The sequence below is a fragment of the Gulosibacter molinativorax genome (assembly GCF_003010915.2).
Taxonomy (GTDB): Bacteria; Actinomycetota; Actinomycetes; order Actinomycetales; family Microbacteriaceae; genus Gulosibacter; species Gulosibacter molinativorax.
In genome coordinates, this window is the sequence record NZ_CP028426.1 from 3,257,789 (window position 1) to 3,276,560 (window position 18,772).

The following is an 18,772-nucleotide window of genomic DNA, read 5'->3' on the forward strand; positions in this document are numbered from 1 at the left end:
GCGAACCTACGTGGTAACCAGCGAACCTACGTGCCGGTCGCGCGAACAGTCCGAAACCCATCCGGATTCTGATCCTGCCAGCGCCACGAATCGCGGCACGCATCCTCGAGCGTGCGCTTGGTGCGCCAGCCAAGCTCACGATTGGCTTTTCCAGGATCGGCGATGACGGTACCGAGGTCTCCGGCGCGCGGCGGATCGATCACGAATGGGATGCGCCGCCCGCTCACTTTGGAGTATGTCGCCACGACCTCAAGCACGCTATTGCCCGAGCCCGACCCGAGATTGAACACCTGGACCCCGGGAGAGGAGTGCCCCAGCGCGGCGACGTGCCCTTCCGCGACATCGACGACGTGGATGTAGTCCCGCACACCAGTACCATCCGGCGTCGGGTGCGTGTCGCCGAACACGTGGAGCTGCTCGCGCCTGCCGACCGCAACCTGCGCCACAAACGGCATGAGGTTATTCGGCTTCCCGAACGGGTCCTCGCCGATCGCCCCCGACTCGTGGGCGCCGACGGGATTGAAGTATCGAAGCAGGGTGACTTCAAGCTCGGGCCATGCCACCTGCGCATCGCGGAGCATCTGCTCGGACCAGGCCTTTGACCAGCCGTATGGGTTCGTCACGCCAACGCCCACGGGATGCGCTTCGTCGATGCTGGCGTTCTCCGACTGCGGTACGCCGTACACCGTCGCCGAAGAACTGAAAATGAGCTTCCGAACATCCTTTGCCCGCATGATGTCGAGCAGATTGAGCGTCGCGGTGAGGTTCACTCGGTAATAGCGCGTGGGGTGTTCGACTGATTCGCCGACCGCCTTGAGACCCGCGAGGTGGATGGCCGCATCAAAATCGACATCTTCGAGCGCAGCGCTGGTCGCTGCAAAATCGGCTAGATCGGCATTGATCAATGTGACCGGTTTGCCAGTGATTTGTTGCACCCGCTGAAGCGATTCGGGATGACTATTCGCGAAATTGTCCAGCACAATGACTGTGTGGCCTGCGTCGAGCAGAACCACAGCAATGTGCGAACCGATGTATCCAGCACCACCGGTTAGAAGGACTCTCACCTCATAACCGTAGCATCTTGGGATTCGCCTGATGGTGGGATCGCGTCTCAGCAATATGGGACAACTACGCGATAGTCTTGACAGTGCTACATCGCTACATGAAGGCTGAGGTGACGCAGTAATGATCGCGCCTGGTCAGGATTCCGTGCATGTTCGAGATACCGGACACGACAGCGTAGAAGTCACGGGCATGTCGGTTCAGGACGTCGAGTATGCGGTGAACGTGGTACGTCGGTTCGATGAGGAGCGCATCCGTGCCCGCAAAGTGCTGGAAACGCATCTCCTAGAGATGCAGCGAGACACACCGCTCGTGTCGGAAGCGACGCAACTTCAATTGCAACGGACCGCCGAGCTTCGCACGCAGCTCTTGCAATCCGAAGGGGCAGAGGACTATGAGTCCTTGGCTCAGCTGAGGGGCTCGCAGGAAAGCTCGGCTCGAACCTGGGTTTCGAGGATGAGGCAAAGGCATGAACTCTTCACCGTCGAGGTGCGAGGCCACACGCTCATCCCACGCGTACAGCTCACTGCAAAGGGAGGGAGTGACCCCCTCATCGCTGAGTTGATTCGTCCCCTGGCGCACGTGGGCCTAGACGGATGGGGGATTTGGGCGTAGCTCACGAGCCCGACCAACCTGCTCAGTGGCGGCATTCCCGCTGAAGTGGTCGTCACCTCGATAGCGCGGGCAAAGCGAGCAGCAGACCGTTACGCCTCAGGGCTCAGGGACGGACAGGGTAACGCGGCGTGAGTGGGGGATTCCCACCGCAGGACCTGCACTGTCCGGATCCCGGCGGCTGCACCGTCGCCGTTGATGAACTGGCAACGCTTTCGCGCGGTGGACGCCTGCCGACAGCTACGTTTCCGCCCAGTCGACATTGGTTTCGTGTGTATGACGCTCGTGACGGTTTCGCACAGTCAAATCCGGGTTACGGTGATTTGCGGTTTGCGCCCTTCGACGAGGTCGCTACCGGTGCTCGCGTCCCTACCCTCTACCTTGCGGAATCATTGGCCGCAGCCTTATTGGAAACGGCGTTGCACGGGGTGCACGAGCGCATGCCACGTGTTGTTTCGGAGCAGTCACTGTTGGGTAAGTTGCATGCCCACGTCATTCCCCCTACTTCTTTGACCCTGGCGGACCTTCGGGACGCGCAATTGGCACGTCTTGGCCTGGGGAGGGCGCAAATTGCCAGTGCGAGTGCGGAGCACTACCCCTGCACACGCCGAGTTGCGAGGACTATTCACGCGGAGGCTCCGGACTTGGCTGGAATAGTGTGGCACTCGCGGCAAGCAGAACTTGTCGGAGGCAAGCCAGTCGAAGTCGCCGTCATATTCGCTGGTCGCCTTCCTGCGGCACGCGACGCCTGGAAGTTGGGACCGTATCGGAACGCGTCGGGGTCGTTGTTGGAAGGTGCTGGACGACTCTTGTTGGACGAGCTTGCCGAAGAACTTGGTGTCATCATGTTGCCCGACCTCGACGACTAAAGACTTGCCAAGGCGCTGACGTCCATAAGGTTCAAGCTGCGGTCACTTTGCGGGGTAATTCACGGTTCCGCGGTCTTCCAGCGGTCGTAAAATTGATTCCACGAACAACGACGTTCGAGCCGAGGTGACTCATGAGCACCATTAACGCGGCGACCCCCGAGATGCCAATCGTCGACGGTGTCGGGCACGAATACATCCAACTTCCCGACGGGCGGATGCATGTCGCCACGATGGGTACAGGAGCGCCGGTCCTGCTCCTACCCGGTTTCGCGCAAACGTGGTGGGAGTGGCGCGACCTGATGCCGGCCCTCGCGGCTGCTGGCTACCTCGCCATTGCTCCTGACCTTCGAGGCGAAGGGTGGAGCAAGTTGCCTGTGCGGGGACTAACGCGAACCCGGCGTATGGAAGACCTCCTCTTACTGCTTGACGAGTTGGGACTCGACGAGGCGCGCATGGTGAGCCACGACATCGGTGCGATCTCGGCGTTTCAACTCGCGGTTCAGTATCCGGAACGGGTGACGTCTCAGGTGGCGCTCGCCGTGCCGCCGCTGCAAATGCGCGTCACCGCCGAAATGGTGCCGGGGATGGCGCACCTTTGGCACCAGGAGGTGCTCGCAATTCCTGGAGTGGGATCCTCGATGATGAAGTCGGGCCAGCTGCCTCGATGGTTCTTCTCGCACTTCACGGCCGAACCGCTCGACGCTGACATCGAAGCGACCTATGTGGAGATCATGGGCCATCCGCGGATCGTGAAATCCTGCGGCGTGCTCTGCCGAAACATGCTGTTTCCCGAGCTTGGGAGGCTCATGCGCGGAACGTATCGGGACGTGCGACTCGAGATGCCGTCACTTTGGGTGTTCGGGAGCGAAGACAAGCCATTTCCTGAGCGCATCGTGCGGAAGGCGTTCGCGCATCCTGAAATTTATGGACGCGATGCACGGCTCGAGATTGTTGTCGGCGCGGCGCACTTCCTTATCGACGAAGCACCGGAAGCGACGACGAAGGTGATCTTGGAGTTCTTTGCGGATTCTTGAGCACCCTCGATATGCGCTTCGGGCTACTCGGGGCCCTTCGATACGTCGCTTCGCTCCTACTCAGGGGGCTTGGGAACTTCGTTGCGAAGTCATGACAATGTGCCCGTCGTGGTCCCGTTTTGCCCGATCAAAGCGTATTCTTGGCGAACTAAGACGGTGCAATGAACCCCCTAACTAGGAGGCGGTTTTGACTGATTCAGCAGTGGCCACCGACGAGTCCGCCAAGGGCGGAGTTCGCGTCGCGGTCCAAAAGTTTGGCACGTTCCTCTCCGGCATGATCATGCCGAACATCCCCGCGCTCGTCGCGTGGGGCCTCATCACAGCTTTTTTCATCCCTGACGGCTGGACCCCGAACGAGGGCCTGGCATCCCTCGTCGGCCCAACCATCCACTACCTACTCCCATTGCTCATCGCGAATACCGGTGGGCGCATGGTCTACAAAGAGCGCGGCGGCGTGGTCGCGACCGTCGCGACCATGGGTGTCATCGCGGGTTCCGACTTCCTGATCGCGCAGTTCAACGCGACGCTCCCTGCAGGGGAAAACGAACTCGGCCAGGTCCACATGTTCATCGGTGCGATGATCATGGGTCCGCTCGCGGCCTGGGTCATGAAACAACTCGACAAGCTCTGGGACGGCAAGGTCAAGGCGGGCTTCGAAATGCTCGTCAACATGTTCTCCGCGGGTATCCTCGCGCTGATCATGGCGATCTTCGGGTTCTTCATCCTTGCCCGCATCGTCAACTGGATCATGGACATCCTCAGCCTCGGCGTGAGCTGGCTGATTGACACTGGCTGGCTACCGCTCGTGAGCGTCCTGATCGAACCCGCGAAGGTCTTCTTCCTCAATAACGCGATCAACCACGGCGTGCTCACACCGCTTGGCACCCAGATGGCCGCGACCGATGGCAAGTCGATCCTCTTCCTCCTGGAAGCGAACCCGGGGCCCGGCCTCGGCATCCTGCTCGCCTTCACCTTCTTCGGCGTCGGAATCGCAAAGGCGACCGCGCCCGGCGCGATCATCATCCACTTCTTCGGCGGTATTCACGAGATCTACTTCCCGTATGTCCTGATGAAGCCAGCCCTACTGATCGCGGTGGTCCTCGGCGGCGCGACCGGTGTCGGCACGAACATGGTCTTCCACGCCGGCCTGCGAGCCCCCGCATCCCCGGGCTCATTCATCGCGATCATGGCCCAAACCGCGAGCGACAGCTATCTCGGTGTGATCCTCTCGGTCATTCTCTCCGCCGCGGTCTCCTTCCTCGTGGCCGCATTTATCCTGAGGCTGTCGCGCAAGCGCGACCTTGAGACAGAGGATGCGCTGGCCAAGGCAATTGCGCAGACCGAGGCTAACAAGGGCAAAAAGTCGGATGCACTGTCTGGCTTGGCAGCGTCCGGCGCCTCCGCAGGTGCGGGCGGAACTCAGGCAGCAGCAGCGACGGCCTCGGGAACCGCGGCAGGCGCATCCCCGTATGCCTCGACAGGTGAGGCGAGCGCCGGAGCGGGTGGCGCATCCACCCCGGCCACCGCGACCCCCGATCGCGAGATCAAGAAGATCGTCTTCGCCTGCGATGCCGGAATGGGGTCGAGCGCGATGGGCGCGAGCGTCATGCGCAACAAGATCAAGAAAGCCGGGTTCGATGGCATCGAGGTGACCAACCTCGCGATCGCGAACCTAGATACCTCCGCCGACCTGATCATTACCCAGAAGGAACTCACTTCGCGGGCGCAGATGAAAAACCCAGACGCAATCCATGTTTCGGTTGATAACTTCATGAATTCACCACGCTATGACGAGGTCGTGGAGAGAATCCGCGAACAACGCAGTGCTGATGGCGGCGCTGGTAGCAGTGCCGATAGCGAATAACGAACCACCATTAAGGAGAACCGCATGTCCGTGCTAACCCCCGATCGCGTATTTGCCAGCAGCCCGATCACCGACAAGGACGAAGCGATTCGCGAGGCGGGCCGCCAGCTCGTCGGCGCGGGCGCGGTGACCGAGTCCTATGTCGACGCCATGTTTGATCGCGAGAAAACCCTGTCCACCTATATGGGCAATTTGCTCGCGATTCCGCACGGCACGAATGAAGCGAAGGACGAGGTGCTCGACTCGGCGCTCGTGTTCATCCGGACCGCGGCGCCCATCGACTGGGACGGCAATGAGGTGCGGTTCGTGGTTGGCATCGCGGGGAAGGACGGCGGCCACCTCGAAATTCTCTCGAAGATTGCGCTGGTTTTCTCGGAGGAAGAAGAGGTCGAGAAGCTGCTCGCGGCGAGTGATGCTGCCGAGCTTTATGAGCTGCTGGGATCGGTGAACGAAGAATGACGAAAACAGCTGTCCACTTCGGCGCGGGCAATATTGGTCGCGGATTCATCGGACTCGTCCTCCACGAATCCGGCTATGACGTGGTGTTTTCCGACGTCAATGCCGAACTCGTCGACGCCCTGAACACGGCCGGTACCTACGAGGTTCACGAGGTGGGTGCCGAGGCGAAGACGCACGTGGTTGATCGCTATCGCGCAGTGAATTCGGCGGCCAATGAGGCGGATGCGGTGGCTGCGGTTGCCGAGGCAGAGATCATTACCTGCGCGGTCGGGGTGGGGATTTTGAAGTTCATTGCCCCGGTGATCGCGAAGGGGCTTGCGGCGCGTTCGGCGGATGCGCCGAAGGCGGTTGTGATGGCCTGCGAGAACGCGATCAACGCGACCGACCAGTTGCGCGAGCACGTGCTTGAAGCTGATGCTTCGGTCGCGGCGAAGGCCGTGTTCGCGAATACCGCGGTGGACCGAATCATTCCGGCGGTCGACGCCAAGGGCGTGGACGTGGTCGTCGAGGACTTCTCGGAATGGGCCATCGAACGCGGGCCGTTCGCCGGCCGGGAGCCTGAGTTGTCAGGCGCACACTATGTCGACGACCTCAGCCCCTATATCGAGCGGAAGCTCTTTACCGTGAACACCGGCCACGCCACCGCGGCCTATTGGGGCCACCTCGAGGGGGAGCGGTCGATCGCTTCGGCGCTCGCGAACCCAAAGGTTCGGGCCGAGGTGGATGCGGTGCTCGCCGAAACGAGCGCCTTACTGATCGCAAAATACGGCTTCTCACGGGAAGAGCACCAGGCCTACGTGGATCGCACGATCCAACGATTCGAGAACCCCGAATTGCCGGACACCCCGGTCCGGATCGGCCGGCAACCGATGCGGAAGCTCGGGCGCCACGACCGATTCGTGCAGCCTGCGTATGAACTCGCCGAGCGAGAGATGTCCTATGACGCGCTGCTGCGCGGGATTTCCGCGGCGCTACGTTTCCGGGAAGATTCGGATCCGCAGTCGCAAGAGCTGTTCAAAGTGCTGACCGGATGCACGGCCGAGAGTGTCTTGGACCGTGTATTTAGTATCGACCAGGGCGATCTGCTCTACGACGAGCTCGTGAAGATCGTGCTGGCAGCGAAGAAGGACTTGGTTTAGGACCGATTTTGTTCTAGGTCGAATGCAACCTTCGCGAACCTGACCCAAGCCCAAGCCCGAGCCGAGCCTAGGCAGGGTCTGAGCCCGCCGCATCCACGTTGATCAACTGAGATATTCGACAAACTGATCCGAAGTCAGGATCGGCGCGAAGAAGTTGTTGATCCGTCGGAATGCGGCGGGCTCGTCTTCTTGACGGTGGCATCCGGTGGCATCGCCAATGATGATCGGCAAGAGCCCGTGGTCGCGGGCCGCGCGAGCGTTGCCCTCGATGCACCAATCGAGGTGGATGCCCGTGATCACGAGCACCTCGACTCCGAAGCGTGCGAGCGTGCCCGGAAGATCCGTCCCGACGAACGCCGTCTGGAGCGCGGTCTCGGGGAACTCGCGGTCACCGGGCTCGACGAGTTCCTTGAGCTCATCGACGAGCGCATCGTCCCACGCGATCTGTTCCGGAGTGGCGTCGATGTCGCCGGTCCAAGCGTTGTACTGTGCCCGATCAAAAGCGCTCTGCGGGTAGCCCGAACGGAAGATTGTGTAGCCAATCCAGTTGAAGAGTTCGAAGTTCCCCGTAGCTCGCGCGGCTTTGGCCACCTTGACCGTGGCCTCGAGGCTGCCGCGGAAGGCGTGACCTTCGGCGTACTGCACACCACCGGGCTTGTAGAGCGAATTCGACTGACTGACCGACAGGAACGCAGCCTTGCGCGAGAGGATTTCACGAAAATCAAGGTCCTGCCAGTGCTTCGCTAGCTCCGGAATCGACGCCAGATTGTTCGGTTGGAGCGGCGGATTCTGCGCGGCAGGGTCGAGCGCGACTGGTTCAAATGGGGTGATGCGTTCTTGCGCGACGGTGAGCGTGGTCATCAATTCTCCTAGGTGTCGCTGGGCAACCAACAGTGTTCAGGCTGCGTTCGGACAGTGTTCAGGCTAGGAGGAAGCGAGGGGATGCGCTCGCAGTGTTTCGAATTGTGTCGGAATGTGCCTGATCGCTTGGGTTTGATTTGGCACCCGAGCGACTGCAGCTCTTGCGGCGACGGTTGCAGTTACTGCTGCAACCGTCGCTGGGGAGAATGGTCAAAAATGAGGCTGGTGTTGGTCGCGGCGACTTCTTCGCGGGTGCTGATCTGATCCGAGACGAGTGTTCGCAGAGCCCCGGCATCCCGCACCGCTACGTGCATGAGAAAGTCTCGCTCACCGGCGACGAAGTACACGTGCTTCGACTCCGGCAGCCGTTCGAGATAGGCCTGAAACTTCCGCAAGGTGCCGCGGGCATGTGGATGGATACGGATCGAAATAAGCGCTTCGATCTGTAAACCGATGGCGGCGGGGTCGACTTCGGCATGGAAACCGGTGATCACGCCACTGTCCACGAGCGCGCGGAATCGCTTATGACAGGTTGAGTCGGCGATGCCAAGCCGAGACGCGAGCTGACTATTGGAGATCCGACCGTCCCGCTCGAGTTCACGAATCATCGCGAGATCAAGCTCGTCGAGGGTTCGGCGCACGGTATCGGAAGAATCAGTCACGTCGGCGTCCTTTCAGCATTGAAAATTCACAGGAGGAGAGTCGTACTCGAAGAATCTACCGTGACCCGCAGCCTCGAGGTGTGCCAGACGCACATGATCCAAGAACGCAATGTGGCCGACTTCGAAATCGAAGCCGGCCACAGCATCCTGCATGTCCCTCAGTGAGGTAACGAAGCCCCGTCGGATTACTACCGGCCAGGTGCCCACGCCACCAAGAATTACAGCGAAATCCGCTCGCTTTCGCCAATGCCGAGCGCGATCACAGTGTCAGGAGAGCCTGACGTGGCAAATAGCTCGCTAATACTCGCGGCATCTTGGCTAAAGTGAGCCCAGGAGTCCTCATGTACCGCGATCATCTTCTTTGCCCCGAGGATTCGCGTGGCCTCGAGCGCCCGCTCATTGCTGAACGTGATGTAGGCACCGTCGGCGATCACATCGAATTTCGCGCCACCCACATTGAGCACCGCGACGTCGATATTCGGGTGGTTCGCCGCGATACCTTCGATGATGTCGAGTTCGGAATTGTCGCCGCTGAAGTAGATCGTCGGCGCGCCCTCGACCTCGAGCACGAAACCAATCACTGGCCCCAGCGCTTCCCAGACACCTTCTGGGCCGTGATGGGCCGGAACCGCAGTGATCTTCATTGAACGGCCATCGGGTAACGCCAAGTCATAGGTCTGACCGTCTTCGAGACCAAGCACGTTCGCACCGAAATTGCTTGCCGTCTCGACAGTCGTGAGCGTCAGCGGCATCATCGTGAGAAAGCCGCGGCCCGCGACATCGAGGTTGTCGATGTGCTCATGCGAAGCCAGAATCAGGTCGATCGCGCCGAGCTCTTCGGGCGTCATCGCCGGACCGTTCTTCTTGATGACGGGCCCGGCTATCGGGTGGTGATAGGTCTGTGGCGGGTCAAACGTTGGGTCGGTGAGGATACGGACTCCCGCGTACTCGATGAGCAGGGTTGGACCGCCAATGAGGGTGACGTTGATTTCATCCATGGTGTTGTGCTCCAAAAGTTGTTGGCTATCGCGCGTTCTGCGCCTTCATCTGTTCGGTGATGTCCTCCGCGCCGTGCAGGACATAGAGAATTTCGCCCGCATCATCGAGCACCGGCGCATTGAGCGGCTGAAACCATCGCTCGTTGAAAGTGCCATCGCCCTCATCGAGGTCGTAACGAACGGCAGGCAAGATATCGATTTGTTTCGACGCGAGCACCCGCTCAATCGATTCGCGCAGAATTGTCGTTCCCTTGGCCTCGGGGTCATCCGGGTTGTCTGGAAACACCTCAAGAATGTCGCGGCCCATGGCACCTTCTCGGGTGCGCGCGGTCGACTCGAGGAAGCTATCCGTCGCGGCCACCACAATTCGGTTCGGGTCCACGACAATGTACTGACTCGGCAGCGCTTCAAACATCCGCTTGAAATCAGGTTCGGTGTTGGTCATGCCTCACGGCTCCTTCAACTTCGTTGTTGTTTGTGGAGGTTGAGAGTGTTCTTTCACTCTTGGAAGCAAGTAGACGCCAAGGGAAAACCTTGGACTAGTGCGAAATCTGTACCGGTAGTGACGCAATTTCTTCGCGACGACAGGCGGTTGGATGCGGTGCCTCCCGCATCCAACCGCCTGTCAGGTGTCAGACCGCGCGCAAGTATCAGACCGCGCGAAGGTGACGACCCCGTTCCGCAGTAAACCAGCTGCTGAACGATAGCGAGTACCGCGTGGGACCATCGAAGCCGATATCGCCTCTGAGGCGCGCATCCTCACATTGGCGATAGCCCCACCACAGCTCGTGCAGGATGCGTGGGGCGACAGTGACTCGCAGGTCCAGGTCGACCTCATGCGGGCCGATCGCGGCGACCGGATTGCCTGCCCGCGCGCGGATCCAGCCGAGGGGCGCATCCGAGTCAAGAAACTCGAACCCGATCGTCAAATCATTCGCCGGCAACTGCTCGAAATTGAGGTTGTCCGACATGTGCTGCAGGATGCGCGCAATTGCGTGAGGTTCCTCGCCCGAAATCATCGGGCCCCAGTCCCGGGCCCAGATTCCATAAGCATCGAGCAGCGGCCGCAGCGCGAGGCCCGCGGGCGTCAACCGATAGTCTCGTTGACCGCGCGCATGCTCAGCGGGCGACCGTTCAAGGACTCGGATGCTGGCAAGATACTTCAACCGGGAGGACAACAGGGTGCGCGAGAGCGCGGGCAGTGCCCTCGCGAGGGCATTGAACCCGCAGGATGCGATCATGAGTTCCCGCACGATAAGCAGCGACCAGCGGTCAGCGAGGATGCGCGTGGCGAGATCCAGCGGATAGAAATCGAGCGGATCGAAATCGAGTGCGGGACCGGGTTTCGGCGTATCTTCGCGGTCGAAACGACTACCTGGATGCATTAGGTCACCATCCGTTCTTGGTGCTGGTGCTGGAGCTGGTGCTGGCGTTCGCTGAGCAGTGCAAACCCTCCTTCGATCTGGTCGCGGACCTCATCGAGCACCTCGCGGATTGCGTGCGTGATGGTCTCGAACTCGACGTCTTCGGCGACGAGTGGTGGTGCGACATTGATGATGGGAATGTCATCGTCGAATGCGATTCGGGTGAGGACCCGGCGCTCGCGGAGCCGTCCGGTGATGTCGGCGTCCTCGTACACACTCCGGGTCGCATCCCGTCTCAAATGCTCCGGCGAGCGCAGCTCGATCGCCCAGAGGAACCCCGCGCCACGCACCTGGGCGACGAGCGGATGCGACGCGAGGGAACGCATCCACCCCTCGAGCGCGGGTGTGCGCGCTCGCACCTGCGCTGGCAGGCCGATGCGCGTCATAATCTCGAGGTTCTTGAGTGCGACTGCCGCCATGACCGGATGGCCGCCAAAGGTATTGCCGTGCTGGAGCAAGGCACCCGGCTCGCGGTACGGCTCGAGCACCCGGTCGTGCACGATCACCGCACCGATCACGGCGTGGGCCGAGGAGAGGCCCTTGGCCGTAACGATGATGTCGGGATCGAATCCGAAGGACTCCGACGCGAACCATTCGCCGACGCGTCCGAACGCCGTGATGGTCTCGTCTGCCACGAGCAAGATGCCATAACGGTCGCAGAGGGCTCGCAAACCTCGGGCATAGGACTCGGGTGCGTGGAGCATCCCACCGTGGTTTTGTACCGGCTCGATGATCAGCATCGCGATAGTCTCTGGACCTTCACGCTGGATTGTGGCTTCGACCTCGGCGAGGATGCGCTGGACCGCCGCCGCTTTCTCCGCCGCGGAATCGGCCAAGGCGACTTCGCGCGTATTGGACACCTGCACGCCGCCGCGAAGCAGTGGCTCGAAGGGCTCGCGGAGGTGATCGATGCCGTTGAGGCCGAGCGCGCCGAGGGTCGTGCCGTGGTACGCCGTCTTTCGCGAAATCCCCTTATACCGATTTTCGCCGCGCAGAAGGAAGTATTGCCGAGCGATTTTCCAGGCGGCTTCCACTGACTCGCCACCACTCGGGGTGAAAAAGACGCGGTTGAGCCCCGCCGGAGTCATCTCCGCGAGCCGCTCCGCGAGTTCGATCGTCGCGGGATGCGCATTGCCCCAAGTCGAGAGAAACCCGAGTTCTCGATACTGCGCGAGCGCTGCCTGGCCCAGCTCTTCACCATAGGAATGCCCGAGGTTGACGCAGTACAGATCGGATAGCGCATCCAGGTAGCGGTCGCCATTCGCATCAAAAAGGTAGGACCCCTCGCCACGAACAAAAATCTGCGGTGCGGGCCCAGCGACCGGGGCGAAGTGTCGCCACAGATGCGCCTGTGAACGATCTGCCCAAGCGAGTGCATTCATTGAACTGCTCCGAACTATTTGGGGTTGCACTATAGGGGCGCCGACTGGTGATCTACCCCGATGACACGATCGCCGAGGAAGAACCGCACGCCATTCCGCGGGCCATGGCCGCCGATGCCACTCGTGCCCCAGAACGTCTGTCGTGAGCCTTCCGCGAGATCGACCATATAGGTGCCATTAATCCGCACTTCGCCGGCCCGGATGCGCGAGGCGAGTGAGAGCGTCGCCTCGCGGTCGCTCCCGAATACGAAGGCATCGAGCCCGGTCACCGGGCCATTCGCGTGGCGCAGCGCCTCCTCGGGGGAATCGACCGCGTGAACCGTCACGAGCGGACCGAACAGTTCCTCGGTGGCATCCTCAGGGCGAGTGCCGGTCACCATGCCGGGCAGCAAGAACCAGCCGTCCATCGGCGGCAACGTGCCGGGGGCGACGAGTTCGCCACCCAAGGACGTGAGCCGATCGACGGCCTTAGTCAACGCATCCCGGTGACTTTCAAAAGCCAAAGGACCGACCTCGGTACCTTCCTCGAGCGCGTCGCCGAGCTGCAGGGTGGCGAGGCGATCTCGCATCGCCGCCACAAAGGCATCATGGATGCTCGCGGCCACGAGGATCTTGCCGGGCGCCTCGCACCATTGCCCGTTGATGCGGGTCATGCCAGCGACGACGGCATCCGCAGCGGCGGTAACGTCCGCATCCTCGAGGATAATGGCGGGGTTATTCGATCCGAGCTCCATTTGCGCCACGGCGAGATTCGCACCGGCGGCGCGGGCGACGGTGCGCCCGGCGGCATCGCCACCGGTGAACGAGATGACTTCGATTCTGGGGTCTTCGGTCAGCAACGCACCGATTCGTGAACTGCCGTGGACGAGTTGGAAGGCCCCAGTCGGGAAGCCCGATTCTGCCATGGCAGCAACGATGATTTCGGAGAGGAGCTGGCAGCCACCGGGAGCGTTTTGTGAGGGCTTCAGGAGTACGGGGCAGCCGGCTGCGATGGCGGCCGCGACTTTGCCGACCACGGTGAACGTCGGCGCATTCCAGGGCGCGACGATGAGTGCAGGCCCGAGCGGTCGGTGGAGCAGCAGTACCGGCCGATCGCCGTCGTGCAGCGTCTCGGATTCGCCGAGGTCTACTGCATCGGCAATAGCGCCGCGTACCCGGTCACCGAGCGAACCGGCGATGATCCGCGCCGTCGCGATCGGAGTACCGGTGTTGATGGAGTCCTGCTGCGCGATCGCCTCAACCGCGGTATCGAGGGCATCCGCCACGCGGTTGAGCAGCGCTACCCGATCGGCGAGCGGTATCGCTTCGAGCGTGCCGTCCGCGTGGATCGCCGCAGCCGAAGCTAGAGCCCGTTCGACGTCGGCCGGGTCAGTATCGCGTTTCGGTTGCCGGTCCTCACCGGTGTTCGGATCGGTGAGCATTGCGGAACTGGGTTCAAGTGTGAGCCAAGCGCCGTCGATGAACGAGCGTTGTTCGACGAGGGCGGGGGAGATTCGGGACAATGAAGCCTCCTGTGTTTGCGAGTGAGCTGTGGTGGGTGCCGGATCGGCCTAAAACATTGGGACGGCTGCGAAGGTCAGGACGGCTTAGAACGTCACGACGGCGCGGATGGAGTCGGGCGACCGCATTGCGGCGAACCCGTCGTTGATATCGGGGAATGACCAGTGCGAGGTCACCATGTCGACGAGGTTGAGGGTGCCCCGTTCAAAGTGATCGGCGAAGGCGAGCATGTCGCGCGAAAGCTGATTCGCGCCCATGTATGCACCCGCAATCTTGCGGTCGCCCTCGATGAGTTTCTCGGCATCGATTTCGATGCGCTTGCCGGCGGCTTGCAACCCAAGGATGGTGGCGGTACCACCAGGGGCAAGAATGTCGAATGCCAGCCCGGCCGTGGTGGGCGACCCTACCGCTTCAAAGGACTTATCCACGCCACCGGGACACAGCGCATCCACCTCGGCTACCAATTCGGAAGTCGAAAGCAGCGTGTCGGTGGCCCCAAACTTCCGTGCCCGATCGAGCTTCTCTGCATGCAAGTCGATGGCGATAACCCTTCGGGCCCCGGCAATCCGCGCGGCCTGGATTGCAGCGATACCGACCCCACCGCATCCCAACACCGCGACCGTATCGAGCGCGGATACCTCGGCGCCATGGACGACCGCGCCAAAACCCGTCGCGACACAGCAGCCCAGTAGGCAAGCGGATGCGGAATCGAGGGTATCGGGCACCGGCACGGTTGCCGACTCGGGCACGATGAATGCCTCCGCGAAGGCACCGATCGAACCGAGCAGGTTGATAGGTTGGCCGTTGCTATCGAGCAGTTTGGGGCGCTCGCGGATGCGCATTTCAGCGGTTCGAAGACAGCGAGTGGCTTTTCCGCTGACACACTGCGGGCATTGCCCGCAAGACGGGGTGATGCTCGCGATGACTCGATCGCCCAGCTGCAGTGACCGACAGTCTGGGCCGACCTGTTCGACCTCGCCGACGACTTCGTGACCGAGCACCGCTGGCGTCTCAATGGCTAAGCCGCCCTCGAGGTAGTGGAGGTCACTGTGGCAGAGCCCCACCGCCAGGGTCCGGATGCGTACCTCGCCCACCAGCGGCACGTCGATAAAGGCTTGTTCGAGCGCCAATGGTTCGCCCAGGGTGCGGAGGACTGCGGCGGTGATCTCGGTTCTGTGATCGCGATCACGCTGGGTTCCGCTGACCGAAGTCGATATCGATGTCATCCTCGACACCCTTTCTGTGCTTGCGTTCTTTGCTTACGAACTCTGCTTACGAACTCTGCTTACGACGCCGATATGCGCCCGTGCTTCTCGTGACGATCACGATACGAAGAAATTCAGGTGCGCAGGGCATTATCGAAATACGTTCAACAACCGCCGCGAGATATCCGTGGATTTCGAAGAAAAGAATCAATTCGGCAAATTTTGTCGAGGAATCTTCGCAATATCCGATGCTTCGTCGAAAGATGCGGATACTTGGCCGAAAGCATTCACGGCAATTATCGCCGCATCGGTTGCGATTGAACTAAGGAGGAACAATGCGCACTGCCATCGTTGTCGGAGCAGGCATCGTCGGACTCTCAACGGCCTGGCACCTGCAGGAACGGGGCTACGAGGTCACGGTCGTGGACGGTAAGGGGGTTGCCGCAGGTTCATCCTGGGGTAACGCCGGCTGGTTGACGCCCGGGAAAGCAATTCCGCTTGCGCACCCGAGCCTGTGGCTCAGTGGCCCGCAAGGCCTGCTCGACCCGGACGCTGCGCTCCACGTGCCGCTTCGTTTTGACCTCAACCTCTGGTCGTTCTTTGCACGCTTTATGGCGCACGCGAACAACCGTTCCTGGGATAAGACGATGGCGGGACTCACCCCGATCGACAAGATCGCCCTCGAGCACTTCGACGAAATGGTCGACGGTGGTGTTGACTCGTGGACGCGTGAGGGACCATTCGTGATCGGCTTTGAGGAAGAAAAGCAGGCGGTCGGGTTCAAGCACGAGATCGCGGGCGTGGTGCGGCACGGTCAAGAGGTGCCATTTGAGCGACTCAGTGACCCGAGCGAACTCGCGCCCGTATTGTCGGAACGCGTGAAGTCGGTGTACCGCCTCGATGGTCAGCGCTTCCTCGAACCGGGTCCCTTCACGCACGCGCTGGGGGACGCTGTGGCCGCGCGTGGTGCGAAGATGAAGTTCGGACACAACGTCAGTGCGGTGCTTCAGGGCCGACAGCCCGCGGTGCTACTCAAGAATGGGGAACAGCTTCGCGCGGACAAGCTCGTGCTTGCCACGGGCGCCTGGCTGCCGAAACTCGCTCGTCAATTCGGCGTACGCACTCGCGTTCAAGCAGGACGTGGGTACTCCTTCTCGGTGGCAACCGAGAAACCACAGAATTACCCGGTTTACCTGCCGCACGCGCGTCTCGCCTGCACGCCGTACCAGGGCCGATTCCGCATTGCCGGAACCATGGAGTTCCGTCGTCCGGACGAGCCGCTCCAGCCCCGCCGCATCCAAGCGATCGTCAAGCAAGCAAGTCAGCTCTTTACGGGCGTGGACCTCTCGGACCGCAAGGACGAATGGGTTGGCTCTCGACCTGTTACCCCGGACGGGCTGCCGCTGGTCGGTGCAACCCGAGCAGAGAACATCTTTGTTGCGGGTGGACACGGCATGTGGGGCTTCGTCCTCGGCCCCGCCACCGGCAAGCTCCTCGCCGAGAAGATCGACACGGGCCGTACCAACCCGGCGATCGCACCGTTTGACCCGCTGCGATGAGCGATAACCAAACCCTCACTGACGCAGCCACGCGCTTTCGTCACGCGATCATTGATACTGCAGCGATCACTGAGAACGTCGCGCACCTCAAGTCCCTTGCAAGCGTCGGTGAGTTCATTGCAGTAGTCAAGGCTGACGGGTATGGCCACGGCGCCGCACGGGCCGCCCGCGCGGCGATTGCCGGTGGCGCGACGCGAATCGGTGTGGCGGATCTTGATGAGGCGCTCGACCTCGTTCGGGCCGGGCTTCGTGAAGTGCCCGTGTTGGCCTGGCTGCATCCGCCGGGCGAAGACTTTCGCACCGCCGTCGATGAAGGGATCGAACTCGGGATTGGCACGGAAGCACAACTCGAGGCGGTAGCTGCGGCGAGCGCCACGGTTGGACCCGCAAACGTGCACCTCAAACTCGAAACGGGTCTCGGCCGCGGTGGCGCGGCACCCTCGACCTGGACCGAACTATTCGCGCGGGCGCGTCAATTCGAGGCTGCCGGGTTGCTCGAAGTCGTTGGCATCTTTAGCCACCTGTCGGGCACCTCGGCCGAGGATGATCTCGCACAGCTTAAAGAGTTCACCCGGGCCGTGAGGCTCGCACAGGATGCGGGCCTACAGCCTCAACTCACGCATCTCGCGGCCACTGCGGCGACGATTTCGCTTCCGCAGGCCAGGCTCAACGCCGTGCGAGTCGGGCTCGGCATCTATGGCCTATCGCCCTTTGCTGACCGGTCTGCATCGGACCTCGGCCTGCGGGCAGCCATGACCTTGCGTGCACCAGTTGCCGCAGTGCGTCGTGTTCCCTCCGGGCAGGGCGTGTCCTATGACTACAAATATCGCGCGAGCCGGGAAACCACACTTGCACTCGTTCCGCTGGGCTATGCCGATGGCATTCCTCGGCAAGCGAGCGGGCTCGGTGAGGTCTCGATCGCTGGGAAACGTTATCCGATTGCCGGGCGGGTGGCGATGGACCAATTCGTGATCGACGTGGGGGATGCACCCGTCGCGGTGGGAGATCTCGTGACCGTATTCGGCGACGAACGCGAAAGCATCCCGACGGCGGCAGATTGGGCGGACGCGGCGGGCACGATCAACTACGAGATCGTTACTCGCATCGGTCATCGCGTCACCAGAGTCGAACGATAAAACAAATTGAAGTTCCCGGCCTAAAAAGCCGGGAACTTCAATTTGGCGGCACGTAAGCCTTGAGTACTAAAAGAGTCGCCTAAGTTGGGCTAGATGCTTATCGGTGTTGGCCAGCGCGGAGCTCAGCGCGAATGATGCTGGGGACGCGAAGCGTGAGCGGTGCGAGCTCTTCACCGACGGCATAGGTATCGTCAAAGAGGTAAGCGCCGGCTTCAGTGAGTGTCGTTTTCGCGTCGCGCCAAGTGGAGGTAAGACCGTCATCTTCTGGATTGGGGAGCGCCACATGCGCGACGTGCAGCCAGGTCACGAGGCCGGATGCTTGAGCACGCTCGGTACCAGATCCACCGGCCGTCGAACCGCCGCCCTCAGGACCGTGGTCTTTTGCTCCAACAGCTCCAACCGTCACGGCCGCGTCACCGCGATGAACTGCAATCGCGAGCTCTGCGGACGATTCTCGTAGCAAGAGCCTTGGGTTTCGGAGCGTGACATCGAGCATCCCGAAATGGGCTTTGAACTGAACTGCACCGCGAAATGCGAGCCGGAGTTCGTCCGGCTGTTGGTCGTACTGCTCGAGCCCAAATTGAAACTGTTCGCGAACTGTGCCCGAGTGGTTCTCCGAGGCCTGAACTTCAGCCTGAACCGCAGCACCGTCAGCAGACTCTGCGGAGCTGCGCGACGCCGTCAACTCGCTCGAGACCAAAGCTGCGCCATCAGCCAGCGCGATTTGGCCATCCCGAGCGGACCGAATATAGCGGACAAAGCTATCTTTGACGGCCCAATAAAGTCCAAGCCCGGCTCGGTTCGGGCCGTCGCCCGCCTGGCCCGCTCGGCCCGCAATGTTCTGCGTCATTCCTGTCTCCATCGACGGTGATTACTTCTTTGACTGGCTCGTAATTCTCGACGGGGCAGGGATAGTACCCATGTGCACAGTGCCCATACCCCTGCGGCCGGACGTGCCGCCGAGACACCATCAACAGGGATTCTTCCCGTGAGATGAGTGACGCAA

The 18,772-nt window shown here is 61.5% G+C and carries 18 protein-coding genes; 7 read left to right on the forward strand and 11 right to left on the reverse strand.

The features are described 5' to 3' along the window. Nucleotides 1–26: 26 nt before the first annotated feature. Together galE and GMOLON4_RS15180 are read right to left on the reverse strand one after the other, a co-directional pair. Complete coding sequence (gene galE, locus GMOLON4_RS15175; protein ID WP_026935928.1) at nucleotides 27–1,064, reverse strand: UDP-glucose 4-epimerase GalE; 1,038 nt, start codon at nucleotides 1,062–1,064, stop codon at nucleotides 27–29. A gap of 94 nt (nucleotides 1,065–1,158) precedes the next feature. Then, nucleotides 1,159–1,344 (reverse strand): hypothetical protein, encoded by a 186-nt coding sequence (locus tag GMOLON4_RS15180; RefSeq protein ID WP_146137512.1) that lies wholly within the window; start codon nucleotides 1,342–1,344, stop codon nucleotides 1,159–1,161. 602 nt (nucleotides 1,345–1,946) lie between these two features. On the opposite strand from GMOLON4_RS15180, the gene GMOLON4_RS16475 reads away from it, so the two are divergent. The 5 genes from GMOLON4_RS16475 to GMOLON4_RS15210 all read left to right on the forward strand — a co-directional run bounded on the left by GMOLON4_RS16475 (nucleotide 1,947) and on the right by GMOLON4_RS15210 (nucleotide 7,039). After that, the gene (locus tag GMOLON4_RS16475) at nucleotides 1,947–2,543 is read left to right on the forward strand and encodes an RES domain-containing protein (protein WP_281170796.1); all 597 of its coding nucleotides are present in this window, start codon (nucleotides 1,947–1,949) and stop codon (nucleotides 2,541–2,543) included. A gap of 131 nt (nucleotides 2,544–2,674) precedes the next feature. Continuing rightward, nucleotides 2,675–3,577, forward strand: a complete 903-nt coding sequence (locus GMOLON4_RS15195) for an alpha/beta fold hydrolase (RefSeq protein WP_026935925.1) — start codon at nucleotides 2,675–2,677, stop codon at nucleotides 3,575–3,577. 187 nt (nucleotides 3,578–3,764) lie between these two features. Then, nucleotides 3,765–5,441, forward strand: a complete 1,677-nt coding sequence (locus GMOLON4_RS15200) for a PTS mannitol transporter subunit IICB (RefSeq protein ID WP_322745122.1) — start codon at nucleotides 3,765–3,767, stop codon at nucleotides 5,439–5,441. 24 nt (nucleotides 5,442–5,465) lie between these two features. Further along, nucleotides 5,466–5,900 carry a PTS sugar transporter subunit IIA gene (locus GMOLON4_RS15205; RefSeq protein ID WP_026935923.1) on the forward strand — a complete coding sequence of 145 codons (435 nt, stop codon included), beginning with the start codon at nucleotides 5,466–5,468 and terminating at the stop codon, nucleotides 5,898–5,900. Next, nucleotides 5,897–7,039: a mannitol-1-phosphate 5-dehydrogenase gene (locus GMOLON4_RS15210; RefSeq protein WP_026935922.1), complete on the forward strand. Its 1,143-nt coding sequence runs from the start codon at nucleotides 5,897–5,899 to the stop codon at nucleotides 7,037–7,039. The genes GMOLON4_RS15205 and GMOLON4_RS15210 overlap by 4 nt, the downstream gene beginning before the upstream one ends. Before the next feature lie 102 nt (nucleotides 7,040–7,141). Here the strand turns inward: GMOLON4_RS15210 and GMOLON4_RS15215 are convergent, their stop codons facing one another. The 8 genes from GMOLON4_RS15215 to GMOLON4_RS15250 all read right to left on the reverse strand — a co-directional run bounded on the left by GMOLON4_RS15215 (nucleotide 7,142) and on the right by GMOLON4_RS15250 (nucleotide 15,092). After that, a complete protein-coding gene (locus tag GMOLON4_RS15215; RefSeq protein ID WP_026935921.1) occupies nucleotides 7,142–7,900 on the reverse strand; it encodes a cysteine hydrolase in 759 nt (252 codons plus the stop codon). Nucleotides 7,901–8,079: 179 nt separating this feature from the next. Continuing rightward, on the reverse strand, nucleotides 8,080–8,562 hold the full coding sequence (locus GMOLON4_RS15220; protein WP_026935920.1) for an Lrp/AsnC family transcriptional regulator: 483 nt from the start codon (nucleotides 8,560–8,562) through the stop codon (nucleotides 8,080–8,082). 218 nt (nucleotides 8,563–8,780) lie between these two features. Further along, nucleotides 8,781–9,560 (reverse strand): MBL fold metallo-hydrolase, encoded by a 780-nt coding sequence (locus GMOLON4_RS15225; protein WP_035731648.1) that lies wholly within the window; start codon nucleotides 9,558–9,560, stop codon nucleotides 8,781–8,783. 25 nt (nucleotides 9,561–9,585) lie between these two features. Beyond that, on the reverse strand, nucleotides 9,586–10,005 hold the full coding sequence (locus GMOLON4_RS15230; protein WP_026935919.1) for a PAS domain S-box protein: 420 nt from the start codon (nucleotides 10,003–10,005) through the stop codon (nucleotides 9,586–9,588). Nucleotides 10,006–10,210: 205 nt separating this feature from the next. Then, on the reverse strand, nucleotides 10,211–10,945 hold the full coding sequence (locus tag GMOLON4_RS15235) for a winged helix-turn-helix transcriptional regulator (protein ID WP_051266091.1): 735 nt from the start codon (nucleotides 10,943–10,945) through the stop codon (nucleotides 10,211–10,213). Then, nucleotides 10,945–12,366 (reverse strand): aminotransferase class III-fold pyridoxal phosphate-dependent enzyme, encoded by a 1,422-nt coding sequence (locus tag GMOLON4_RS15240; RefSeq protein WP_051266088.1) that lies wholly within the window; start codon nucleotides 12,364–12,366, stop codon nucleotides 10,945–10,947. Before GMOLON4_RS15240 ends, GMOLON4_RS15235 begins: the two co-directional genes overlap by 1 nt. A 29-nt stretch (nucleotides 12,367–12,395) precedes the next feature. Continuing rightward, entirely contained in the window at nucleotides 12,396–13,868 is a 1,473-nt protein-coding gene (locus tag GMOLON4_RS15245) for an aldehyde dehydrogenase family protein (RefSeq protein WP_026935918.1), read from the reverse strand. 84 nt (nucleotides 13,869–13,952) lie between these two features. After that, nucleotides 13,953–15,092, reverse strand: a complete 1,140-nt coding sequence (locus GMOLON4_RS15250; RefSeq protein ID WP_084147310.1) for an alcohol dehydrogenase catalytic domain-containing protein — start codon at nucleotides 15,090–15,092, stop codon at nucleotides 13,953–13,955. Nucleotides 15,093–15,406: 314 nt separating this feature from the next. Here GMOLON4_RS15250 and GMOLON4_RS15255 point away from each other — a divergent pair, with 314 nt between their 5' ends. Then, nucleotides 15,407–16,630, forward strand: a complete 1,224-nt coding sequence (locus GMOLON4_RS15255; protein WP_026935916.1) for an NAD(P)/FAD-dependent oxidoreductase — start codon at nucleotides 15,407–15,409, stop codon at nucleotides 16,628–16,630. Continuing rightward, nucleotides 16,627–17,766: an alanine racemase gene (alr, locus tag GMOLON4_RS15260; RefSeq protein WP_051266085.1), complete on the forward strand. Its 1,140-nt coding sequence runs from the start codon at nucleotides 16,627–16,629 to the stop codon at nucleotides 17,764–17,766. The genes GMOLON4_RS15255 and alr overlap by 4 nt, the downstream gene beginning before the upstream one ends. A 97-nt stretch (nucleotides 17,767–17,863) precedes the next feature. Here alr and GMOLON4_RS15265 read toward each other — a convergent pair whose 3' ends face one another. Beyond that, nucleotides 17,864–18,616 carry an HtaA domain-containing protein gene (locus GMOLON4_RS15265; RefSeq protein ID WP_026935914.1) on the reverse strand — a complete coding sequence of 251 codons (753 nt, stop codon included), beginning with the start codon at nucleotides 18,614–18,616 and terminating at the stop codon, nucleotides 17,864–17,866. Nucleotides 18,617–18,772 lie beyond the last annotated feature (156 nt).